We start from the raw sequence: 16,306 nt of genomic DNA, 5'->3' as shown, positions 1-16,306 counted from the left end.
CCCTGTCCGGCTCAGCCGAGCCGGGCCGCGATCAGCCGTGCGCACTCCACGGACTCGGTGCGGGCCGTGTCCACCTCCAGGTCGTAACGCACGCCCTGGTGGACGGCCTCAGCCTGGGCCTCGGCCATCCCCGGGGTCCGGTCGCCCCGGGCGACCTCGCGCCAAGCCGCGACCTCCGCCTCGCACCGCACGCCGACCCACAGCACCCCGATCCCCTCCAGGGCCCGCTGCCACCGCTGCTGGGAGTCCGGCCCGCCGAGGAAGACCTCGTCCATGATCACCCGCGCCCCGGCCCTGGCCATCGCCGAGATCCCCGCCATCCAGGCGTCCTCCAGCTCCCGGAAGTCGTCCCCCACCGACACCGAGCCGTCCGCGCCGATGTCGATCCCGCCCTCCGTGGCCAGGACGGACGGTGGCATGCCCTGGATCAGCGTGTCGACCCCGAAAGTCAGCCACGGATCCGGCAGGACGGCCTGGAGGCAGCGGGCCAGGCCGGACTTCCCCGAGCTGGAGCCGCCGTTGAGAACGATTACTTGAGTGGACATCGTGCCACCCTAGAACGGCACGGCGGCGGGTCAAACCGTTTTTCGGACCAACCGACGCGCCACGCCCGACGCGCCGGACGAACCGGGGTGCCTGGAGCCCGACCGGAACCGCTCCCGTCGCCGCCGGCTCCCCCACCTCACGGCCGGCGCCCCGGTAGAGGAACGATGAACATCTCCCTGATGAACTCCCCTGTCACGCCGAAGATGTGAGGCGGTACCGGCCCCGGGACCGGAGGCCGGTCACTCGCTCCCGACAGCGCGGCAGCGCCCGTTCACCTGGCCGCCCACTTGATCGCATAGTGATAACGGGTCTGGTCCGAAGCGCGGGGCCGAGGCCCCTCGATCCCGCGCGACAGCCGAACGGAAAGACCCGGGCTCCTCGGGCGCTACCGCGACGTGTTCCTCTTCAGCGGCGGGACGGGTCAGCCCGCCGGCCCCGCCCGTTCTGAAGCCGCTCGGCGAACTCCCGCGCGGCGGCCAGGTCCCGGGCGTCCGGCCGCCCCTTGTTGGTGCCGCCGACGAGCCTGAGCGGCATCCAGGTGTCGAACGCCCGGCACGAGAAGCTCCCCTCCACCTCGAAGCCCTTGGCTGCCAGACGCCGGACCAGGGGGCGGGTGAACGGCACCGGCGCCACCTGCGGGAACCCGCTGGTGGCGAACACGAAGGCCCGGCCCCGCCCGCCGGGAAGTGCTGCGACGAAGCCGGTCAGGCGGGGGTGGAGCCTGCCGTAGAAGACTCCCGAGCCGAATCCCACGAGGTCGGCGCCGGCGAGCTCCGCCGGATCGGCCTGCTCGGGGGAGACGACCTTCGCGCCCAGGACCCGGGCCATGGTGTCGGCGACACGACGGGTGTTGCCGTGCGACACGGAGGTGCACACGATGACGGTCTTCATCCTCACGATCCCTTCTCGCGGTTCCGCAGTGGGGACCGGGTGGCCGCGCCCGATGTGATATCCCCCGGCCCGAGGCTACGTTGACGATCCGACCGCCGTCGCGCAGCAGCGGCAGGCCTCGCTGGATCGCGAAGAGCGGGGCGCGCACGTTGATCGCCATCACCCGGTCGAACTCCTCCTCGGTGATCCGTCGAACGCTTCAGGTTCAAGCAGTGATTCGGCCTCGCCACCCGTTACGACAAGACCGCGACCACCTATCGAGCAGCTCTCCACCTCGCCGGCATCCACATCTGGGCCGCTCGGTGATCCACGGGAAGCGGCCTAAGGCGGGGGTGGCTGGGTGTTCTCCTGCGGGCCGGTACGCAGGTCGGTGAGCGCCTGGATGGCCCGGTCGACTTCGGCGGCAATAGCCTGACGAAAGGCCAACTCGGCTCCGGCTCGGTCCCCGGCGGCCCGGCGAATCTGCCTCAGGGTGAGGAGGCCTTCGGTGTGGCCCTTGGCGACCAGGGCGCGGAGCAGCAGTTCGGCGTTCCCGTACGGGAGTGGAGATGCCGCGGCACGAGGTGGCGATGACGAATCCGGTGGCGCGGTGGGGACGGCTGGAGACTGGTCATCAGGACCTTCGCGAAGGCAGGCGATCGTACTCGTCTGTGGTAACACGAGGCTGACCTTCGATCAACTCACTGTCAGGGCGGATCCGCCGGTGGATCCGGTGGATCCGCAGGCGCGGATCGCCTTCAAGCCAGAGGATGCCCGGTCGGCGCCTCGGACGCGAGCGTGCCGTCCAGGCGGATGCCGCGCATCGAGGCCCACATCACCAGGGCGCTGCCGCAGACCACGCCGCAGTCGGCGAGGTTGAAGACCGGCCAGTGCGGGAGTTGGATCCAGTCCACGACGCCTCCCTGCCACGGGGAGGGGTCCCGGAACAGCCGGTCGGCGAGATTTCCGGCTGCCCCGGCGATGACCAGCCCGAAGGGGACCGCCCAGACGGGGGTGCGGATCCGGGGCGACACCACCAGCATGAGGATGATGACCATCATCTTCACCGTGGTGAAGAACCATGTCTCCCCCTCGCCGATGGAGAACGCTCCACCCGAATTGAGGACCAGCGTGAACTTCAGAAGCCCACCGAGGGTCTCTGTCGGATCGGTCCCCGAGAAGTGCGTCAGCGCTATCTGTTTGGTGAGGAAATCCGACGCCAGCAGCGTGAGCGCCACGGCTGTCATGGTTCCCAGTCGTCGAGGCCTGTCGGCGGGCGAGGAATCTCCCCGCGCAACCACCGGGCGCATAAGCCAGTCATGGCCGCATTCTAGGTGCCGGCGGCTTGCCTACGAGTGGGCCGAGAGGCGACCGGGCGGCCGTGTGCGGCGGTGGTGTTCAGAGCTGTGCGGTGATCGTCACCAGCAGGACGGCCAGGCCGACGGCGAGCCAAGCGATGTAGTCGCCCAGGAGGCCGGAGTGCAGGCGGCGCAGTGGCAGGACGACGGCTCGGTGGAGGCCGCCGGTGCCACGCCGGGGGTCCCGGCGGACGGCAGTGGCGGCGAAGGCGGCGGCCAGCAGGGCGGAGAGCAGGCCGAGCCCGATCCCGGAGGCCGTCCACCAGGCTTCGGGAGCCGGGGGCGTGGAAGAGACGGGCTGTTCCAGGGCGTCGGCGAGGTACGCGGCGCGGTCGGTGAAGGCGGCGGCGCCCGCGGCGAGGGCCCGGCCGACACCGGGCAGCACGCCGACGGCCAGACAGGCGGCCAGCAGCAGCCCGGGGGCGAGGAGCATCGGCAGTGGCAGCCGTCGGCCCGGCTCGCGGATCTCGGTCTCCTCGCCCTCGCCGGTGGTCGCGGCCACCTCCGGATGCTCCTTCGGCGGCGCGCCGAGCCCGCCGAAGACCCGCAGGCCGGCCCGTAGCACCGCACCGCCCGTCAGTGCCGACACCAGCACGAACACCGCTGGCAGCCAGCCAAGTTGACGGCCCGGCGCCTCCTCGGCGACGGCCTTGCCGAGTCCGGTGCCGAACGGTGGGAGCCCGGCCAGGGCCAGCGCGCCGAGCACGAACAGCCCTCCGGTGGCGCGCAGTTCACGGGCCCGGCCGTGCAGTCCGTGCTCGTCGACCGAGCCGTAGCGGTCGAGCAGGACGCCGGTGAGGCCGAACAGCGCGGCCTTGGCGCCCGCGTGGCCGGTCACGTACACGGCGGTGCCGGCCAGTCCGGCCGGGGTGAGCAGGGCGGCGCCGATCAGGAACAGCCCGATGTGGGCGACCGTGGAGAACGCCAGCATCCGCTTCAGGTGCCGCTGTTGCCAGCACATCACGGCGCCGACCAGCGCGGTCAGCACCCCGGCGGCCAGCAGGGTGCCCCGGACGGCGGTGTCCGGCAGGCCGCCCGGGCCCGCGAAGACCACCCGGTGGATCCGGGCCACGCCGTACACCCCGAGCTCGACCATCACCCCGGACAGCAGCATGCAGACAGGGCTCGGGGCGACGGCGTGGGCGTCCGGCAGCCAGAAGTGGAACGGCGCGGCGGCGGCCTTGACCAGCGGGCCGGCCAGGACCAGGACGAAGGCGAGGACCAGCAGGGCGTCCGGACCGCGCCCGGGAGTGGCGAACCGGTCGAGCTCGGCGCCGATCTGGGCGAGGCCGAGTTCGCCGGTGCGGGCGTAGAGCAGACCGATGCCCAGCAGCGAGAGGTAGGCGGCGGCCGAGTTGACGAGGCCGAAGGCCATCGCGCCGTGCAGCGGGCGCGGGTCCTCGATCCGGTAGCCGGTCAGCGCGTAGGCGACGGCGCCCATCAGTTCGAAGAAGACGAAGGCGTCGAAGAGGTCGCCGGTGAGCGCGAAGCCGCACATCCCGGCCTCGAAGAGCAGCAGCAGCGCGGGGAACAGTCCGCCGCGTTCGCCGGACGGTTCGTCGAAGTACCGCCAGGAGTAGCAGAGCGCGGCGAGGACCAGGACGGCCGCGAGCAGTGCGAGGCCGCTGCCGAGACGGTCGGCGACCAGCACGATGCCCACGCTGCGCCCGCCGCGCGGGGTCCAGCCGCCCAGCCAGGAGACCGCCCGGCCGTCCGGGCTGGTCCGGGCCCACAGCAGGGCGAGGCAGCCGACCTCGGTGGCGGCCAGGGCCGTGGCGAGTGCGTCGAGGCAGAGGCGGGGCAGCCATCGGCCGGCGACGGTGGTGACGGCCGCGCCCAGCAGCGGGATGGCGACGGCCAGCGGCAGTAGGTCGGAGGTGGGGAGCACCGGACGTCAGCCCCGCAGCCCGGTCAGGTCTTCCGGGTCCACCGTGCCGTGGCGCTTGCGCAGTTGGATCACCAGGGAGAGGAGCAGCGCGGTGACGGTGGCGCCGACCACGATGTCGGTGAGCGTCAGCGCCTGGACCACCGGGTCCACCACCGGGGCGTCGGTCGGCAGGTCGGAGAAGACGGGTGCGGTGGCGCCGCGGCGGTACCCGACCGCGAGCAGCAGCACGTACGTCGAGGACTGGGCGACGGCCAGGCAGCCGACCGCCTGTACCAGGTTGCGGCTGGTCACCAGGCCGTAGAGCCCGGCGAGCAGGATCCAGCCGGCCACCAGGTAGGGGAACAGGGTCACGCCCCCTCCCCTCGGGGGACGACCTCGACGGCCTGGTCCAGGAAGTGGGCGAGCAGCACCACGATGCCGGAGGCGACCTCCACCCCGACGGCGGCGTTGACCACGGCCACCAGCCCGCTGGAGGAGAGCTGGTTGAACGTGCCGAGCGGCAGGGTGTTGGCGAGGTAGCCGGCGCCCTCGGCGAGGCCGATCAGGCCGAGGGCGGCGAAGGCGCCGGCGGCCAGCGCGTCGGCGACGTCCAGTACGGCGAGCGGGCGGATCCGTTCGAGCACCCGGTAGTCGGCGGCGGCGTACGCCAGGTGCAGCGCGGTGGCCAGCGCCACGCCGCCCTGGAAGCCGCCGCCCGGGCTGAGCGCGCCGTGGGCGACGAGGTAGCCGCCGGTCAGGACGGCGATCGGCAGCAGGGCGGCGCCGAACAGCCGGGTGGTGGGCAGGACGGGCTCGGCGGCGGCGCGGCGCTTGCGCTCGTCCCGGGCCAGTCGCAGCAGGATGCCCGCGCCGAGCACCGAGCCGAACAGGATGGACTCCTCGCCGAGGGTGTCGAAGGCCCGCTGGTCGAAGTTGACGGAGGAGACGATGTTGGCCGTCCGCCGCTCCAGCCCGGCCGCCACCGCCCGCTCGCCGTACGGGTGGTGGGCACCGCCGAAGCCGGGCAGCTCGCCGGCGGCGACGATCAGCGCGGCGGCCAGCACGCAGGCCGCGAACAGGAAGAGCCCGAGCCGGGTGGTCCGGCTCACTCGGGTTGGTCCGGACGTTCGTCGGTGTGCTCCTCGCGGCGCACCCGGCGGACGGTCAGCAGGATCAGCAGGGGGGTGATCGCGCTGCCCACGCCGAGCTGGGAGAGCGCGACGTCGGGTGCCTGGAGGACGGTGAAGAGCAGTGCCAGGCTCAGCCCGAGCAGGGCGAGGACGGCGGCCTGCCGGACGGGATCGCGGGTGAGCGCGGCCGTGGTGGCGGTGACGGCGGTGAGCAGCAGGGCGATCACGATCAGGGTGTCGGTCATCGGTGGGTCTCCGAGTGGCGGGTGGCCCGGGCGACGGCCATCGTGGTGACGGTGCCGCCCGCCGTCACCAGCAGGCCGATCACCAGCAGCTTGACCGCCGCCCGGCCCGGTCCGGTGTCCACGGCGAGGGCGAGCGCGATCAGCGGGGCGCCGAGCACGGCGGCGGGGGAGAGGGCGTGCAGGCGCAGGTACCGGCCGGGGAGCGCGACGAGCGCGACGGCGGAGAGCAGCAGTGCGGCGGTGCCCGCCCAGAGCAGCACCAGCGCCACGGCATGGCGGACCATCAGCGCTCCTGCCCGGCGAGGAAGTGGGTGAACACCAGGGCCCCTGCGGGCGAGAGCACGGCCAGGTCGAGCGCCAGGTCGGTGTAGGAGGGGCGGCCGAAGCCCTGGGCGAGCAGCAGCAGGACGACGGAGGTCCCCACGGCGGCCAGGTTCAATCCGGCCAGGCGCCGGTGCGGCGTGCCGGACAGTCCGAGCAGCAGGCAGGGGGCGATCCCGCCGACGGCCAGGACGGCCGCCGCCAGCAGCCAGGCGTTCACTCGGGTGCCTCCGTCAACGCTCGCTCCAGGGAGGAGAGTTCACGGCCGAGCGCGTGGACCAGCAGGGTCTGGCCGTCGACCTCCACGACGTAGGCGCCGGGGGTCGAGGACAGCAGTGCGGCCGCCCAGGCGGGGCCGGTGCCGGGCGCGAGCCGTACGGCGCGGAAGGCGGGGCGGCGGTGGCTCGGGGAGACCACGGCGAGCGCCAGCCGGGCGGTGTCGGCCGGTAGCGTCCGGGGGAACGCCCGGAGTGCCGCCGTAAGGCGGGCCGCGCCGCCCGGAGCGGCCCCGGAGGCGCGCCGGACGGTCACCGCGCCGAGTGCCCCGAGAACGGCGATGCCGCCGCCCACGGCCACTTCGAGTGGCGTCACCGAGCTGATGAACACGACGTTCAGCAGAAGCAACACCCCCCACCAGATCAGGAGTTCAGCCGCCGTCCGCACCTCGTCACCCCCGTCCCGTCGGAACCGCGCCGCTGCTGCGGCGGGCGGCCCCCAGGTGTACCGTCCGGGCGGTGGCGGCGTCCCGCGCGCAACGCCGTCGCTCGCGGGATCGGCGTGGCGGACCACCCGTTCGCCCGAGCGCGGGGGCGGAACCTCTGATGATCGCAACGGCGCCGTGACGACGCCGCTGCCCCGCACCGGACCGGTGCGGGGCAGGCGTCGTGCCGTCAGTGCTTCCCGGCGTCCTTGACCTTCTCGGCGGCCTGCTTCAGATCGCTCTTGACCTGCTTGCCGCGGCCCTCGGCCTCCAGTCCGCGGTCGCCCGACGCCCGTCCGGCGGCCTCCTTGACCTTGCCCTGGGCCTTCTCCGCCGCGTTGCGCAGCTTGTTCTCGGTGCCCATCGCCTGACTCCTCTCGATGGTGGGACGGCTTCCGTCCCGTGCCGCGTCTGCCCGGGACGGGCCGTTCCACACCGGATCGACGCGGTCGGAGGGGATTCGGGCATCGGGGGCACCGCCGCCGGGCGAGCGAACCCGCCTGCGGCGCCGAGCAGTGCCGCACGGCCGACGGCGAGCAGGCCGTGGTGCTGGGAGGCCCACAACTGGGTGCTGCGCTCGCGGGCCTCGTCGTCGAAGCGGCCGTGCGCGCCGTGGTCGCGCGAAGTGTCCGAGGGCGTCCAGAAGTTGGCGAGCTCGCCGGCCTGCCCCGGGCCTTCCTCCTGCTGGACGCAGCCGGTCGCCTCCGGTGGCGAAGGCGCCGACGCAGGCCCGGCCGATCCCGGCGGTCACGCCGGTGATGACGACGGTGCGGGGCTTCGAGCGGGTGCGGATTCTCATGGCGGGCGTCCGGCCGGGCCGTCCCCGCCGAAACCCGACGGGTGGGAGCCTTGGCCGGGGGCGTCCTCCGGCGCTCCGGTGCACGCACCGTCGTGCCGCCGCCGCCACCGGTGGCGTAGCGGGATCAGCATCCAGCAGGACACGAACCAGAGCATGACCGCCCCGGTGATCCAGCCGGAGATCGCCGATCCGATCGCCGTGCGCAGCAGGAGCAGCAGGGCGGAGCCGATGGTCAGCGCGAGCAGCAGCAGGCCGATGGTCACCAGTCTGGCCGCCGCGTCGACGAGTTGGGGCTTCAGCCGGTGGCCGGCGAAGATCCGGTGGTAGGCCACCGGGGCGGCCAGCGAGCCGGTCGCCAGTGCCCCGAGGACGACCGTGACCACGTACAGTCCCCGGTCGAAGCCGCCGAGTTGGGCGAAGCGCGGCATGAAGACGACGCTCAGCAGGAACCCGAAGAGCACCTGGGAGCCGGTCTGGGCGACCCGCACCTCCTGGAGCAGGTCCGTCCAGCGCCGGTCGGCCCGTTCGTCGGGCGACTCCCGGCGTCCGGTCCGGCCATGGTCGCTGTCGGTGCCCGGTTCCGCCATGGTGTCTTCGCCGGGCCGGTTCAGTGGCCGAGCGCGTCGGCCAGCTGGCGCTTGTTCATCTTCGACCGGCCCTTGATGTTGCGGTGCTTGGCCTCGTTGTACAGCTGGTCGTAGGTCGGGCCCTGGGACCCCTGGTGCGAGCGTTGCCCGCCGCGCCGTCCCGAGGACATGTCGTGGATCGAGGTGCGGCTGGCCGTCCTCGACTCGCCGTGCCGGGCCCTCTCCTTGTTGACCGTCCGGGCGGCGATCTCCTTGGCTCGCTTCTCGCTCTCGCCCCGGTCGAGCGCGCTCTCCTTGATGTGCTCGTACTGGCGCTCCCGCTTGGGGCTGGATCCTCGCGGCATGGCCATTCCTCTCATCGGTGCTGGTCGCGGAAGCGGTTACCCGGACGAATCGCAGAAAAACGGATGAAACACGAATTTTGTGTCGTGTGTCGGGTAGAAGACCCCATGCAGCGGCTGTCGAGTGATCCGGCTGCTGTGGCACCCGCCGGGTGCCACCGGGACCGCGCTTGAAGAAGCCGGGCACAGGTCCTGGGAAGCAGCCCCCTGGCGTGCGAGCGCCGGCTCGCCCGGATTCAGGGCGTTCACCCCGATACCCAGGAGAAGTCCCGTGGCCGTCCACCTGGAAACAGCCCGTAGTGAACTGGAAACAGCCCGTAGTGACACCGTCGAGACGGCTCCGGACCCGCCGTCCGACCTGCCGCCCGATCTTCCGCCGAGGCCGACGGCGGCCGAGTTGCGGGTGATGGGGAAGTTCGAGGCCCGGGAGCTGAGCGACGCGTTGTTCGAGCGGTTGGCCGGGTTGGCCCGGGAGAGCCGTGCGTACAGCTACGTCCGGGGCACGATCATCGAGTTGAACATGCCGTTGGTACGTTTCATCGCGGGGCGATTCCGTCATCGCGCGGAGGACATGGAGGACATCCTCCAGGTCGGCACGGTCGGTCTGATCAAGGCCGTGGACGGCTATGACCCGGGGCGTGGCGTGGAGTTCGTCACGTACGCGATTCCGACGATCACCGGGGAGATCAAGCGGTTCTTCCGTGACACGTCGTGGCCGGTGCGGGTTCCGCGCAGCATGCAGGAGCTGTACCTGAGTGTGGCCCGTGGTTCGGACCGTCTGGAGCAGGAGCTCGGCCGTCTTCCGCAGCCGGAGGAGATCGCCGAGGACCTGCACCTGAGCGTGGAGCAGGCCACTGAGGGGCTGATGGCGGGCCGGGTCTACCGGCCCAACTCGTTGGACGCGCTGCGCGAGCAGGACACCGACGAGAGCGGCAGTGCCCTGCTGGACCGCCTGGGCGGCTGCGATCCGGGCATCGAGCTGGCCGACTTCCGTACCGCGGTGCGCCCGCTGCTGGCCCAGCTGCCCGAACGCGAGCAGACCGTCCTCAAGCTGCGGTTCTGGGACGGCTGCACCCAGTCCCGGATCGCCGAGCGCATCGGTGTCTCCCAGATGCACGTCTCCCGGCTGCTCAGCGCCACCCTCGCCTGGCTGCGCGAACGCCTGGAGGACCGCAACGCCCCCGGCTGGGGCTACGAGCCGGAGGAGCCCGGCTGACTTTCCCCGGTGACGTGTTTCCGGCCCCCCGAAGCGGTCAGCCGCGCTGCGGGGGGCCGCCGCCGTGAAGGACGTGAAGGAGGAGCGCCGTGTCCCCGAAGGTTTCCGACCAGATCCTTGAACGACTGCGCGACTGGGACGTCGAGTACGTCTTCGGCTATCCCGGCGACGGCATCAAGGGGCTGCTCGCGGCCTGGGGCCGGGCCGACAACCACCCGGTCTTCGTCCAGGCCCGGCACGAGGAGATGGCCGGCCCATCACCTGGGCCGAACACGTCGTCGCCCAGGGCCACTGGGGAGCCGACCTGCGCCGCTACCTCTCCGACCACGTCCACGGGGCCACCCTCGGCGCGATGGCCGAACTGCTGCCCCAGCCGGACAACCGGGTCACCCTGGCTGCGCCTGGCGGCCGCCAGGGCCGCCGCGTACCGGGTCGGCTGAACGGAAGGAGGAAGCCGTGACCACGACCCCGGCAGCACTCTTCGACGTCGACGGCACCCTGCTCGACACCGTCTACTTCCACGCCCTCGCCTGGTGGGAGGCCCTCCGCCAGTACGACCGCACGATCCCCACCGCCCGGGCGCACCGGGCCGTCGGCATGGGCGCCGACCAGCTCCTCGACCACTTGCTCGGCACCGACCGCGACCACGGCGACGACGAGGCGATCACCGCCGCCCACGCCGCCCTGTACGCCCGCCACTGGCCACTGATCCAGCCGCTGCCGCACGCCGCCGACCTGCTGCGGGCCTGCGTCGGCCGGGGCTGGCAGGTGGTCCTCGCCAGCTCCGCCTCCGAGCGGGAGCTCACGGTGCTGCGCCGCGCCCTCGCCGCGGACGACGCGATCGCCGCGGCGACCTCCGCCGAGGACGTGTCCGCGACCAAACCGGCGCCCGACCTGGTCCGGGCAGCCCTGGAACGCGCGGGCACCGGCGCCGAACACGCGGTGTTCGTCGGCGACACCGTCTGGGACGTCATCGCGGCGAACCGGGCGGGGGTGGCGTGCATCGCGGTGGAGAGCGGCGGATTCGCCGCCCAGGAACTCCTCGGGGCGGGCGCCGCCGAGGTCCACCGTGACACCGGTGAGTTGCTGGCCGACCTCGATCGCAGCCTGCTGGCGCGGCCGCCGGGCTGAGCCGCGCCAAAGTTGTCACCCGGCGGACGGCCCTACCAGCGCGCCGCGTTCGCCGTCGGCGAGGAGGGCGTACTCGCGCAGGTTCCAGGGCGGGAAGGGGCTCACGGCGCGGCACCCGGCGCTCAAGCCACCTGCGGCAGGATCTGCTCGCGGTAGAAGTCGAAGAACCCCTCCTGCTCCTGGCCGATCTGGCCGACATACACCTCGTCGAACCCGGCGCCGACATAGGCGCGCAGCCGGTCGGCGTGCTGCCGCGGATCGTCGCCGCAGACGACCGAGCGGGCCACCATCTCCTCGGTCACCAGCTCGGTGGCCTGCTCGAAGTGGCGGGGGGTGGGCAGCACCTGGGCGAGCTCGCCGGGCAGCAGCTCCGTCGGCCAGAGCCGGTGGACGGTCTTGACCGCCCGCTCACGCTCCTGCGACCAGCACACCTTCACCCCGCCGAGCACCGGCCCGGGGCCGCCGGCCGTCCGGTAGCGGCCGACCAGCTCGGTGTCCGGGCTCATGGTCACCAGGCCGTCCGCGAACCCGGCCGCCCGTTCGGCCGCCTTCGGGCCGAACGCCGAGACGTACACCGGCAGCCGCTGCGCCTTCGGGGGCGTGTAGAGCCGGGCGTTCTCCACCGTGTAGTGGGTGCCGCGGTGGGACACCGTGTCGCCGGTGAACAGCTCCCTCATCACCTCGACGGCCTCCTCCAGCATCTCGGCCCGCACCGCGAACGGCGGCCACCGGTCGCCCAGGACGTGCTCGTTGAGCGCCTCGCCGGTGCCGACCCCGAGCCGTAGCCCGCCCGCCAGCTGGACGTCCGCGGTGGCCGCCGCCTGCGCCGTCACGGCGGGGTGCAGTCGTACGGTCGGACAGGTGACCAGGGTGGTCACCGGCAGCCGGACGGCCTGCGACAGCGCGCCGATCACGCCCCAGACGAACGGGGCGTTGCCCTGGGCGTCGTTCCACGGGTGGTAGTGGTCGGAGATCGCCAGCCGGGTGAAACCGGCCCGCTCCGCCAGCCGCGCCTGCTCGACCAGCTGGGCCGGGGTGAACTCCTCGCAGGACAGGAAGTAGCCGAACGCGGTCATGGCAGCCTCGGTTCGTCGCAGGGTCTTCGCCGGAGCGGCTTTCCGGGGCGGCCGTCGTGAAACCTCCGTGGCCCTCGTCGGCGGCCGCCGACGGAAGCGGGGCGGAATCGGAGGGCGGGAGGACGCGGGACTGCTCGGGATCGAGCGGGAACCGCGGCGCGACCACGCGCCCGCCGCCGCCCCTCTCCGTCGTGTCGAACTCGTCGAACCCCCACGAGATGTGACGGCCAGTCAGCTGGATGCGGGGAGCCGGACCTCCAGGTGTCCGGAGAGCACCCGGGTCTCCAGCACCGGCTGCGGCGCCGTGGCCGGACCGTGCACCACCTCGCCGTCCCGGAGCCGGAACGTGCTGCCGTGCCACGGGCAGCGCAGGCAGCCCTCGGTCAGGTAGCCCTCGGAGAGCGGCCCGGACAGGTGGGCGCAGCGCTCGGCCAGCACGTGGCAGCGCTCGCCTTCGCGGACGACCACCAGGGCGAGCTCGCCGGCCATCGCGCGGACGGGCCTGCCGGGTGGGAAGTCCTCCACCGCGCCGAGGCCGACCCAATCGTCCGGCGCCAGCCGGGGCACGGCGGCTGCCCGGTCCGGGCCGGCGGCCTGCCGGTAGGCGAGGTGGCCGCCGAGTGCGGCCCCGGCCGAGACCGTGGTCAGCCCGGCCAGGCCGAGCAGCCGGCCGCGGGCCCGGTGCCCCCGGCAGCGGGCCACGAGCGAGCCGGCGTACAGCAGCACCCCGGAGGTGTTGCAGAGGGCGTGGACCAGGCCGGTGCGGCGTCGCGGCGGGTCGAGGCGGGCCCAGTCCACCCAGCCGGTGAGGGCGGTGGGCCCGGCGGTCAGCAGCCCGGCCGCCACCAGGGCGTCGGCGGACCGGTGCCCGCCGGGGAGATAGTCCAGCAGGGCGGCGGAGGTCCAGAAGCCGATCGGCAGCTGGACCATCGCCGGGTGGAGCGGGTGGCCGAGCCAGACGCCGTGCAGCGCGTCGCGGTACGGGCCGAGCGGGAGGGCCTCGACCGCGTCGGCGAGCGGCCGGGCCGGGGCGTCGAGGACGTCCCAGTGCTCCGGTGCGTCCAACGCCCGGCGCAGTCGGCGGGACCACCGGTGGGTGTGCAGGGGTGTGGTGTCCATACCGGGCGGCTAGCCGGGCACCGGCGCGCCAAACCCGGTGGCCGCGGTGATTCGGACGGACGGGACGTGTGCCGGCGGGCACCGGACGGGCACCGGGACGCGTCCCCGGCGGCCGAGAGGGGCCGGAGAGCCGGTCAGCCGCCGGCCCGTCCGGTCCAGGCGAGGAGTCGTTCGCGGGGCCAGGTGGTGATCAGCCGCTCGGGTCCCAGACCGAGGCGGGCCGCGCGGGCGTACCCGGAGCCGAACCAGTGCAGCTGGTCGGGTGCGTGGGCGTCGGTGTCGACCGCGAACAGGCAGCCCGCCCGCGCGGCCAGGCGCAGCAGGTCGTCGGGCGGGTCGCGGCGCTCGGGGCGGCAGTTGATCTCCACCGCCGTACCGCTCGCCGCGCAGGCCGCGAAGACCGCGCCGGCGTCGAACCGGGACGGGGGCCGGCCCCGGCCGGTGACGATCCGGCCGGTGCAGTGCCCGAGGACGTTCGTCCGGTGGGCGCGGACGGCTTCCAGCATCCGGTCCGTCATCGGCTCCGGGTCGGAGCGCAGCTTGGAATGCACCGAGGCCACCACGAGGTCGAGCCGGTCCAGCAGCCCCGGCTCCTGGTCCAGCGAGCCGTCCTCCAGGATGTCGCACTCGATCCCGGTCAGCAGCCGGAACGAGCCGTTGCGGGCGTTCCAGGCCGCCACCTCGTCGAGCTGGCGCCGCAGGCGTTCGGGGCTGAGGCCGTGCGCGATGGTGAGCCTGGGCGAGTGGTCGGTGAGCACCGCCCAGTCGTGCCCGAGCTCGCGGGCGGCGCCGGCCATCTCCTCGAACGGGTGGCCGCCGTCGGACCAGTCGGAGTGCAGGTGGCAGTCGCCCCGGGCGGCGGCCAGCAGCTCCCAGCCGGCCTGGGCCGCGGGCCCGGCCTCGGCCTCCAGCCGGGCCAGGTACGGCGGTGTCGCACCGGTCGACGCCTGGGCGATCACCTCGGAGGTCACCGGCCCGACACCCCGCAGCCGCCGGACGCGGGCGGCGTCCACCAGGCCGGGCGGCAGGCCGCGGACGGCCTCGGCCGCCGTGTGGAACGCCCGCACCCGGTACGGCGAGGCGCCCTGCCACTCCAGGAGGAAGGCGATCCGCCGCAGTGCCTGTTCCGGGTCCACGGCCGCACCCGCTTCAGACCGCCGCCACGGTCCGGGAATGTCGTCCGATGCCCACCGCCGCCTCCTCAGGGTTTCGGGGCGGGTGCCATCGGTCCGCCCGCCCGGCGACTACCCGGATCGGGGCCGGCGAACCCGGCATGCCGGCAGGCCCGGTGGGTACCCGCCGAGCCCGGGGCGCGCGGGCGCACCCCGGTGAACCGGTACGGACCAGGAGGAGACATGAACGCGCACGGCAAGGTCCTGGCGATCGTCACGAACTACGGCGTCGAACAGGACGAACTGCTCGTCCCCGTACGGCACCTGCGCGACAACGGCGCCCAGGTCGACATCGCCGCCCCCGACCGGGGCGACATCCGCACCCTGGTGGGGGACAAGGAGCCCGGCGAGACGGTGCGCCCGACCCTCACGCTCGACGAGGTCGACGCCACCGGCTACGACCTGCTGCTCGTTCCCGGCGGGACCGTCAACGCGGACACCCTCCGGCTCCGGCAGTCGGCCGTCGACACGGTGCTCGCCTTCACCACCTCCGGACGGCCCGTCGCCGCCATCTGCCACGGGCCGTGGCTGCTGGCAGAGGCCGGCGTCGCGTACGGCAAGCGGCTCACCTCCTACCCGTCCCTGCGGACCGACCTCGCCAACGCGGGTGCCACCTGGGCGGACGAGCCGCTGGTCACGGACGACGCCCATGGCTGGCGCCTGGTGACCTCGCGCAACCCCGGCGACCTCGAACACTTCCTGCGGGGCATCGACGCCGCGCTGCGCGCCCGGGCCGAGGCGGTCAGCCCGAGCTGACCGGCCGACGCGGCGTCAGCCGGTCGCCCGGGAGCGGCGTTGCCGTTCCTCGCCGCCGGTCCGGAGTTTGGCGCCGGGGCCGGGGGGCACGCCCGGTGCGGCGGGAAGTCCCGCCCACGAGGAGGCGCGGCTCTTCCCCGCCGTACGGTCGGTGGCCACCGAGGCCGAGCTGCACGCCCTGGCCGTCCGGGCCCGCGAGACCAAGGAGGCCTCGACCGGCCGACCCCGTCACCGGCCGCCGACGGAACGGCCCCCCGACCGGCTTCCGCCGCCCGAGCGCTCGGCCGTCGAGCGGATGCGGGACTTCCTGATCCCCGGTGCGCCGCCACGCGGCTCCGCCGCGCGACACGTTGGGGCGCCGCGTTTCACGACGGCGGACCCGGGCAGCCGCGCGTTGTCCGCCGGCATCCGGTCGGCGTGCGAACCCCCTTGATGAATGGAAGGCGTGAGGACCATGGGACACGGTGGAAACGTGATCGCGGAGTTGACGGCCGATCATCGCGAGGTGGAGGAACTGTTCGACAAGGTCGAGGCGATCCCTCCGGGCGACCCACGGCGCCGGAAGGTCGTGGACGAGTTCACGATCGAGCTGGTGCGGCACTCGGTGGCCGAGGAGGAGTACCTCTACCCGGCGGTGCGCGAGTACGTCCCCGGGGGCGGGGCGCTGGCGGACAAGGAACTCGCCGACCACGCCGCGGTCGAACGGCTGCTGAAGGAACTGGAGGGGATGGAGGCCACCGACGTCCGGTTCGACGGGCTGGTCGGCCGGGTGGTGTCCGAGGTCAAGCAGCACGTGGCCGACGAGGAGCGGAACCTCTTCCCCGCACTGGGTGGCGCCTGCTCCGCGGAGGAACTGGACTCCCTCGGCGACAAGGTGCGCACGGCGAAGAAGCTGGCGCCGACCCGGCCGCACCCCTCGGCCCCGGACACCCCGCCGGCGAACAAGCTGCTCGCGCCGGGAGCCGGGCTGGTCGACCGGGCCCGCGACCTCGTCTCGGGGCGCGGCAGGTCCTGAACCACGAGGCAGGTCCTGAACCACGAGGCGGCCGGCCAGGGGGCCGGCCGCCCCGCC

Annotated in this window: 20 protein-coding genes and 1 pseudogene; 5 read left to right on the top strand and 16 right to left on the bottom strand. The window is 73.5% G+C overall.

From position 1 onward, the window contains the following. Positions 1 to 11 precede the first annotated feature (11 nt). The 13 genes from cpt to QWJ13_RS33390 all read right to left on the bottom strand — a co-directional run bounded on the left by cpt (position 12) and on the right by QWJ13_RS33390 (position 8,767). Positions 12 to 545, bottom strand: coding sequence for a chloramphenicol phosphotransferase CPT (cpt, locus tag QWJ13_RS33450; RefSeq protein WP_316529387.1), 534 nt, complete (start codon positions 543 to 545; stop codon positions 12 to 14). A 406-nt stretch (positions 546 to 951) separates the two neighbouring features. After that, positions 952 to 1,437, bottom strand: a complete 486-nt coding sequence (locus QWJ13_RS33445; RefSeq protein WP_316529386.1) for a flavodoxin family protein — start codon at positions 1,435 to 1,437, stop codon at positions 952 to 954. 737 nt (positions 1,438 to 2,174) lie between these two features. Further along, positions 2,175 to 2,654 carry a signal peptidase II gene (lspA, locus tag QWJ13_RS33440; RefSeq protein WP_316529385.1) on the bottom strand — a complete coding sequence of 160 codons (480 nt, stop codon included), beginning with the start codon at positions 2,652 to 2,654 and terminating at the stop codon, positions 2,175 to 2,177. 160 nt (positions 2,655 to 2,814) lie between these two features. Beyond that, on the bottom strand, positions 2,815 to 4,662 hold the full coding sequence (locus QWJ13_RS33435) for a complex I subunit 5 family protein (protein WP_316529383.1): 1,848 nt from the start codon (positions 4,660 to 4,662) through the stop codon (positions 2,815 to 2,817). Positions 4,663 to 4,668: 6 nt separating this feature from the next. Beyond that, positions 4,669 to 5,013 (bottom strand): sodium:proton antiporter, encoded by a 345-nt coding sequence (locus QWJ13_RS33430; protein ID WP_316529382.1) that lies wholly within the window; start codon positions 5,011 to 5,013, stop codon positions 4,669 to 4,671. Then, positions 5,010 to 5,750, bottom strand: a complete 741-nt coding sequence (locus tag QWJ13_RS33425; RefSeq protein ID WP_316529381.1) for an MnhB domain-containing protein — start codon at positions 5,748 to 5,750, stop codon at positions 5,010 to 5,012. The genes QWJ13_RS33430 and QWJ13_RS33425 overlap by 4 nt, the downstream gene beginning before the upstream one ends. Next, positions 5,747 to 6,016: a Na(+)/H(+) antiporter subunit B gene (locus tag QWJ13_RS33420; protein WP_316529379.1), complete on the bottom strand. Its 270-nt coding sequence runs from the start codon at positions 6,014 to 6,016 to the stop codon at positions 5,747 to 5,749. Before QWJ13_RS33420 ends, QWJ13_RS33425 begins: the two co-directional genes overlap by 4 nt. Next, positions 6,013 to 6,300, bottom strand: coding sequence for a monovalent cation/H(+) antiporter subunit G (locus tag QWJ13_RS33415; RefSeq protein ID WP_316529377.1), 288 nt, complete (start codon positions 6,298 to 6,300; stop codon positions 6,013 to 6,015). Before QWJ13_RS33415 ends, QWJ13_RS33420 begins: the two co-directional genes overlap by 4 nt. Beyond that, on the bottom strand, positions 6,300 to 6,557 hold the full coding sequence (locus QWJ13_RS33410) for a monovalent cation/H+ antiporter complex subunit F (RefSeq protein WP_316529376.1): 258 nt from the start codon (positions 6,555 to 6,557) through the stop codon (positions 6,300 to 6,302). Before QWJ13_RS33410 ends, QWJ13_RS33415 begins: the two co-directional genes overlap by 1 nt. Beyond that, positions 6,554 to 6,961 (bottom strand): hypothetical protein, encoded by a 408-nt coding sequence (locus tag QWJ13_RS33405; protein WP_316529374.1) that lies wholly within the window; start codon positions 6,959 to 6,961, stop codon positions 6,554 to 6,556. Before QWJ13_RS33405 ends, QWJ13_RS33410 begins: the two co-directional genes overlap by 4 nt. Before the next feature lie 266 nt (positions 6,962 to 7,227). Continuing rightward, the gene (locus QWJ13_RS33400; RefSeq protein WP_316529372.1) at positions 7,228 to 7,401 is read right to left on the bottom strand and encodes a CsbD family protein; all 174 of its coding nucleotides are present in this window, start codon (positions 7,399 to 7,401) and stop codon (positions 7,228 to 7,230) included. 431 nt (positions 7,402 to 7,832) lie between these two features. Next, positions 7,833 to 8,423, bottom strand: a complete 591-nt coding sequence (locus QWJ13_RS33395) for a DUF6328 family protein (protein WP_316529371.1) — start codon at positions 8,421 to 8,423, stop codon at positions 7,833 to 7,835. Between the two features lie 20 nt (positions 8,424 to 8,443). Then, positions 8,444 to 8,767 (bottom strand): plasmid stabilization protein, encoded by a 324-nt coding sequence (locus QWJ13_RS33390; protein WP_316529369.1) that lies wholly within the window; start codon positions 8,765 to 8,767, stop codon positions 8,444 to 8,446. A 268-nt stretch (positions 8,768 to 9,035) separates the two neighbouring features. Between QWJ13_RS33390 and QWJ13_RS33385 the strand changes: the two genes are divergently transcribed. The 3 genes and pseudogenes from QWJ13_RS33385 (at position 9,036) to QWJ13_RS33375 (ending at position 11,111) form a co-directional block, all read left to right on the top strand. Further along, on the top strand, positions 9,036 to 9,980 hold the full coding sequence (locus tag QWJ13_RS33385) for a SigB/SigF/SigG family RNA polymerase sigma factor (protein ID WP_316529368.1): 945 nt from the start codon (positions 9,036 to 9,038) through the stop codon (positions 9,978 to 9,980). A gap of 89 nt (positions 9,981 to 10,069) precedes the next feature. After that, a pseudogene (locus QWJ13_RS33380) lies at positions 10,070 to 10,300 on the top strand (thiamine pyrophosphate-binding protein); the annotation flags it as partial. Positions 10,301 to 10,436: 136 nt separating this feature from the next. Then, complete coding sequence (locus tag QWJ13_RS33375) at positions 10,437 to 11,111, top strand: HAD family hydrolase (protein ID WP_316529367.1); 675 nt, start codon at positions 10,437 to 10,439, stop codon at positions 11,109 to 11,111. Between the two features lie 122 nt (positions 11,112 to 11,233). On the opposite strand, the gene QWJ13_RS33370 is transcribed toward QWJ13_RS33375, so the two are convergent. From QWJ13_RS33370 to QWJ13_RS33360, 3 genes are all read right to left on the bottom strand, one after another. Beyond that, a complete protein-coding gene (locus QWJ13_RS33370; protein ID WP_316529365.1) occupies positions 11,234 to 12,187 on the bottom strand; it encodes a TIGR03557 family F420-dependent LLM class oxidoreductase in 954 nt (317 codons plus the stop codon). A 231-nt stretch (positions 12,188 to 12,418) separates the two neighbouring features. Next, a complete protein-coding gene (locus tag QWJ13_RS33365) occupies positions 12,419 to 13,306 on the bottom strand; it encodes a Rieske (2Fe-2S) protein (RefSeq protein WP_316529364.1) in 888 nt (295 codons plus the stop codon). A gap of 134 nt (positions 13,307 to 13,440) precedes the next feature. Next, the gene (locus tag QWJ13_RS33360) at positions 13,441 to 14,442 is read right to left on the bottom strand and encodes a PHP domain-containing protein (protein WP_316529362.1); all 1,002 of its coding nucleotides are present in this window, start codon (positions 14,440 to 14,442) and stop codon (positions 13,441 to 13,443) included. A gap of 219 nt (positions 14,443 to 14,661) precedes the next feature. Here QWJ13_RS33360 and QWJ13_RS33355 point away from each other — a divergent pair, with 219 nt between their 5' ends. Both QWJ13_RS33355 and QWJ13_RS33350 read left to right on the top strand, forming a co-directional pair. Beyond that, positions 14,662 to 15,234, top strand: a complete 573-nt coding sequence (locus QWJ13_RS33355) for a DJ-1/PfpI/YhbO family deglycase/protease (RefSeq protein ID WP_316529361.1) — start codon at positions 14,662 to 14,664, stop codon at positions 15,232 to 15,234. Between the two features lie 454 nt (positions 15,235 to 15,688). Then, positions 15,689 to 16,249 (top strand): hemerythrin domain-containing protein, encoded by a 561-nt coding sequence (locus tag QWJ13_RS33350; protein WP_316529359.1) that lies wholly within the window; start codon positions 15,689 to 15,691, stop codon positions 16,247 to 16,249. Positions 16,250 to 16,306: the final 57 nt, after the last annotated feature.

The organism is Kitasatospora brasiliensis (assembly GCF_032654805.1).
GTDB classification, from domain to species: domain Bacteria; phylum Actinomycetota; class Actinomycetes; order Streptomycetales; family Streptomycetaceae; genus Kitasatospora; species Kitasatospora brasiliensis.
This window is presented reverse-complemented; position numbering and strand designations above follow the sequence as displayed.

What these genes read in the sequence shown, in the direction of transcription:
- cpt (WP_316529387.1), bottom strand. Translation starts at nt 545, where the DNA reads ATGTCCACTCAAGTAATCGTTCTCAACGGCGGCTCCAGCTCGGGGAAG.
- QWJ13_RS33445 (WP_316529386.1), bottom strand. Translation starts at nt 1,437, where the DNA reads ATGAAGACCGTCATCGTGTGCACCTCCGTGTCGCACGGCAACACCCGT.
- QWJ13_RS33420 (WP_316529379.1), bottom strand. Translation starts at nt 6,016, where the DNA reads ATGACCGACACCCTGATCGTGATCGCCCTGCTGCTCACCGCCGTCACC.
- QWJ13_RS33415 (WP_316529377.1), bottom strand. Translation starts at nt 6,300, where the DNA reads ATGGTCCGCCATGCCGTGGCGCTGGTGCTGCTCTGGGCGGGCACCGCC.
- QWJ13_RS33400 (WP_316529372.1), bottom strand. Translation starts at nt 7,401, where the DNA reads ATGGGCACCGAGAACAAGCTGCGCAACGCGGCGGAGAAGGCCCAGGGC.
- QWJ13_RS33395 (WP_316529371.1), bottom strand. Translation starts at nt 8,423, where the DNA reads ATGGCGGAACCGGGCACCGACAGCGACCATGGCCGGACCGGACGCCGG.
- QWJ13_RS33390 (WP_316529369.1), bottom strand. Translation starts at nt 8,767, where the DNA reads ATGCCGCGAGGATCCAGCCCCAAGCGGGAGCGCCAGTACGAGCACATC.
- QWJ13_RS33370 (WP_316529365.1), bottom strand. Translation starts at nt 12,187, where the DNA reads ATGACCGCGTTCGGCTACTTCCTGTCCTGCGAGGAGTTCACCCCGGCC.
- QWJ13_RS33365 (WP_316529364.1), bottom strand. Translation starts at nt 13,306, where the DNA reads ATGGACACCACACCCCTGCACACCCACCGGTGGTCCCGCCGACTGCGC.
- QWJ13_RS33355 (WP_316529361.1), top strand. Translation starts at nt 14,662, where the DNA reads ATGAACGCGCACGGCAAGGTCCTGGCGATCGTCACGAACTACGGCGTC.
- QWJ13_RS33350 (WP_316529359.1), top strand. Translation starts at nt 15,689, where the DNA reads ATGGGACACGGTGGAAACGTGATCGCGGAGTTGACGGCCGATCATCGC.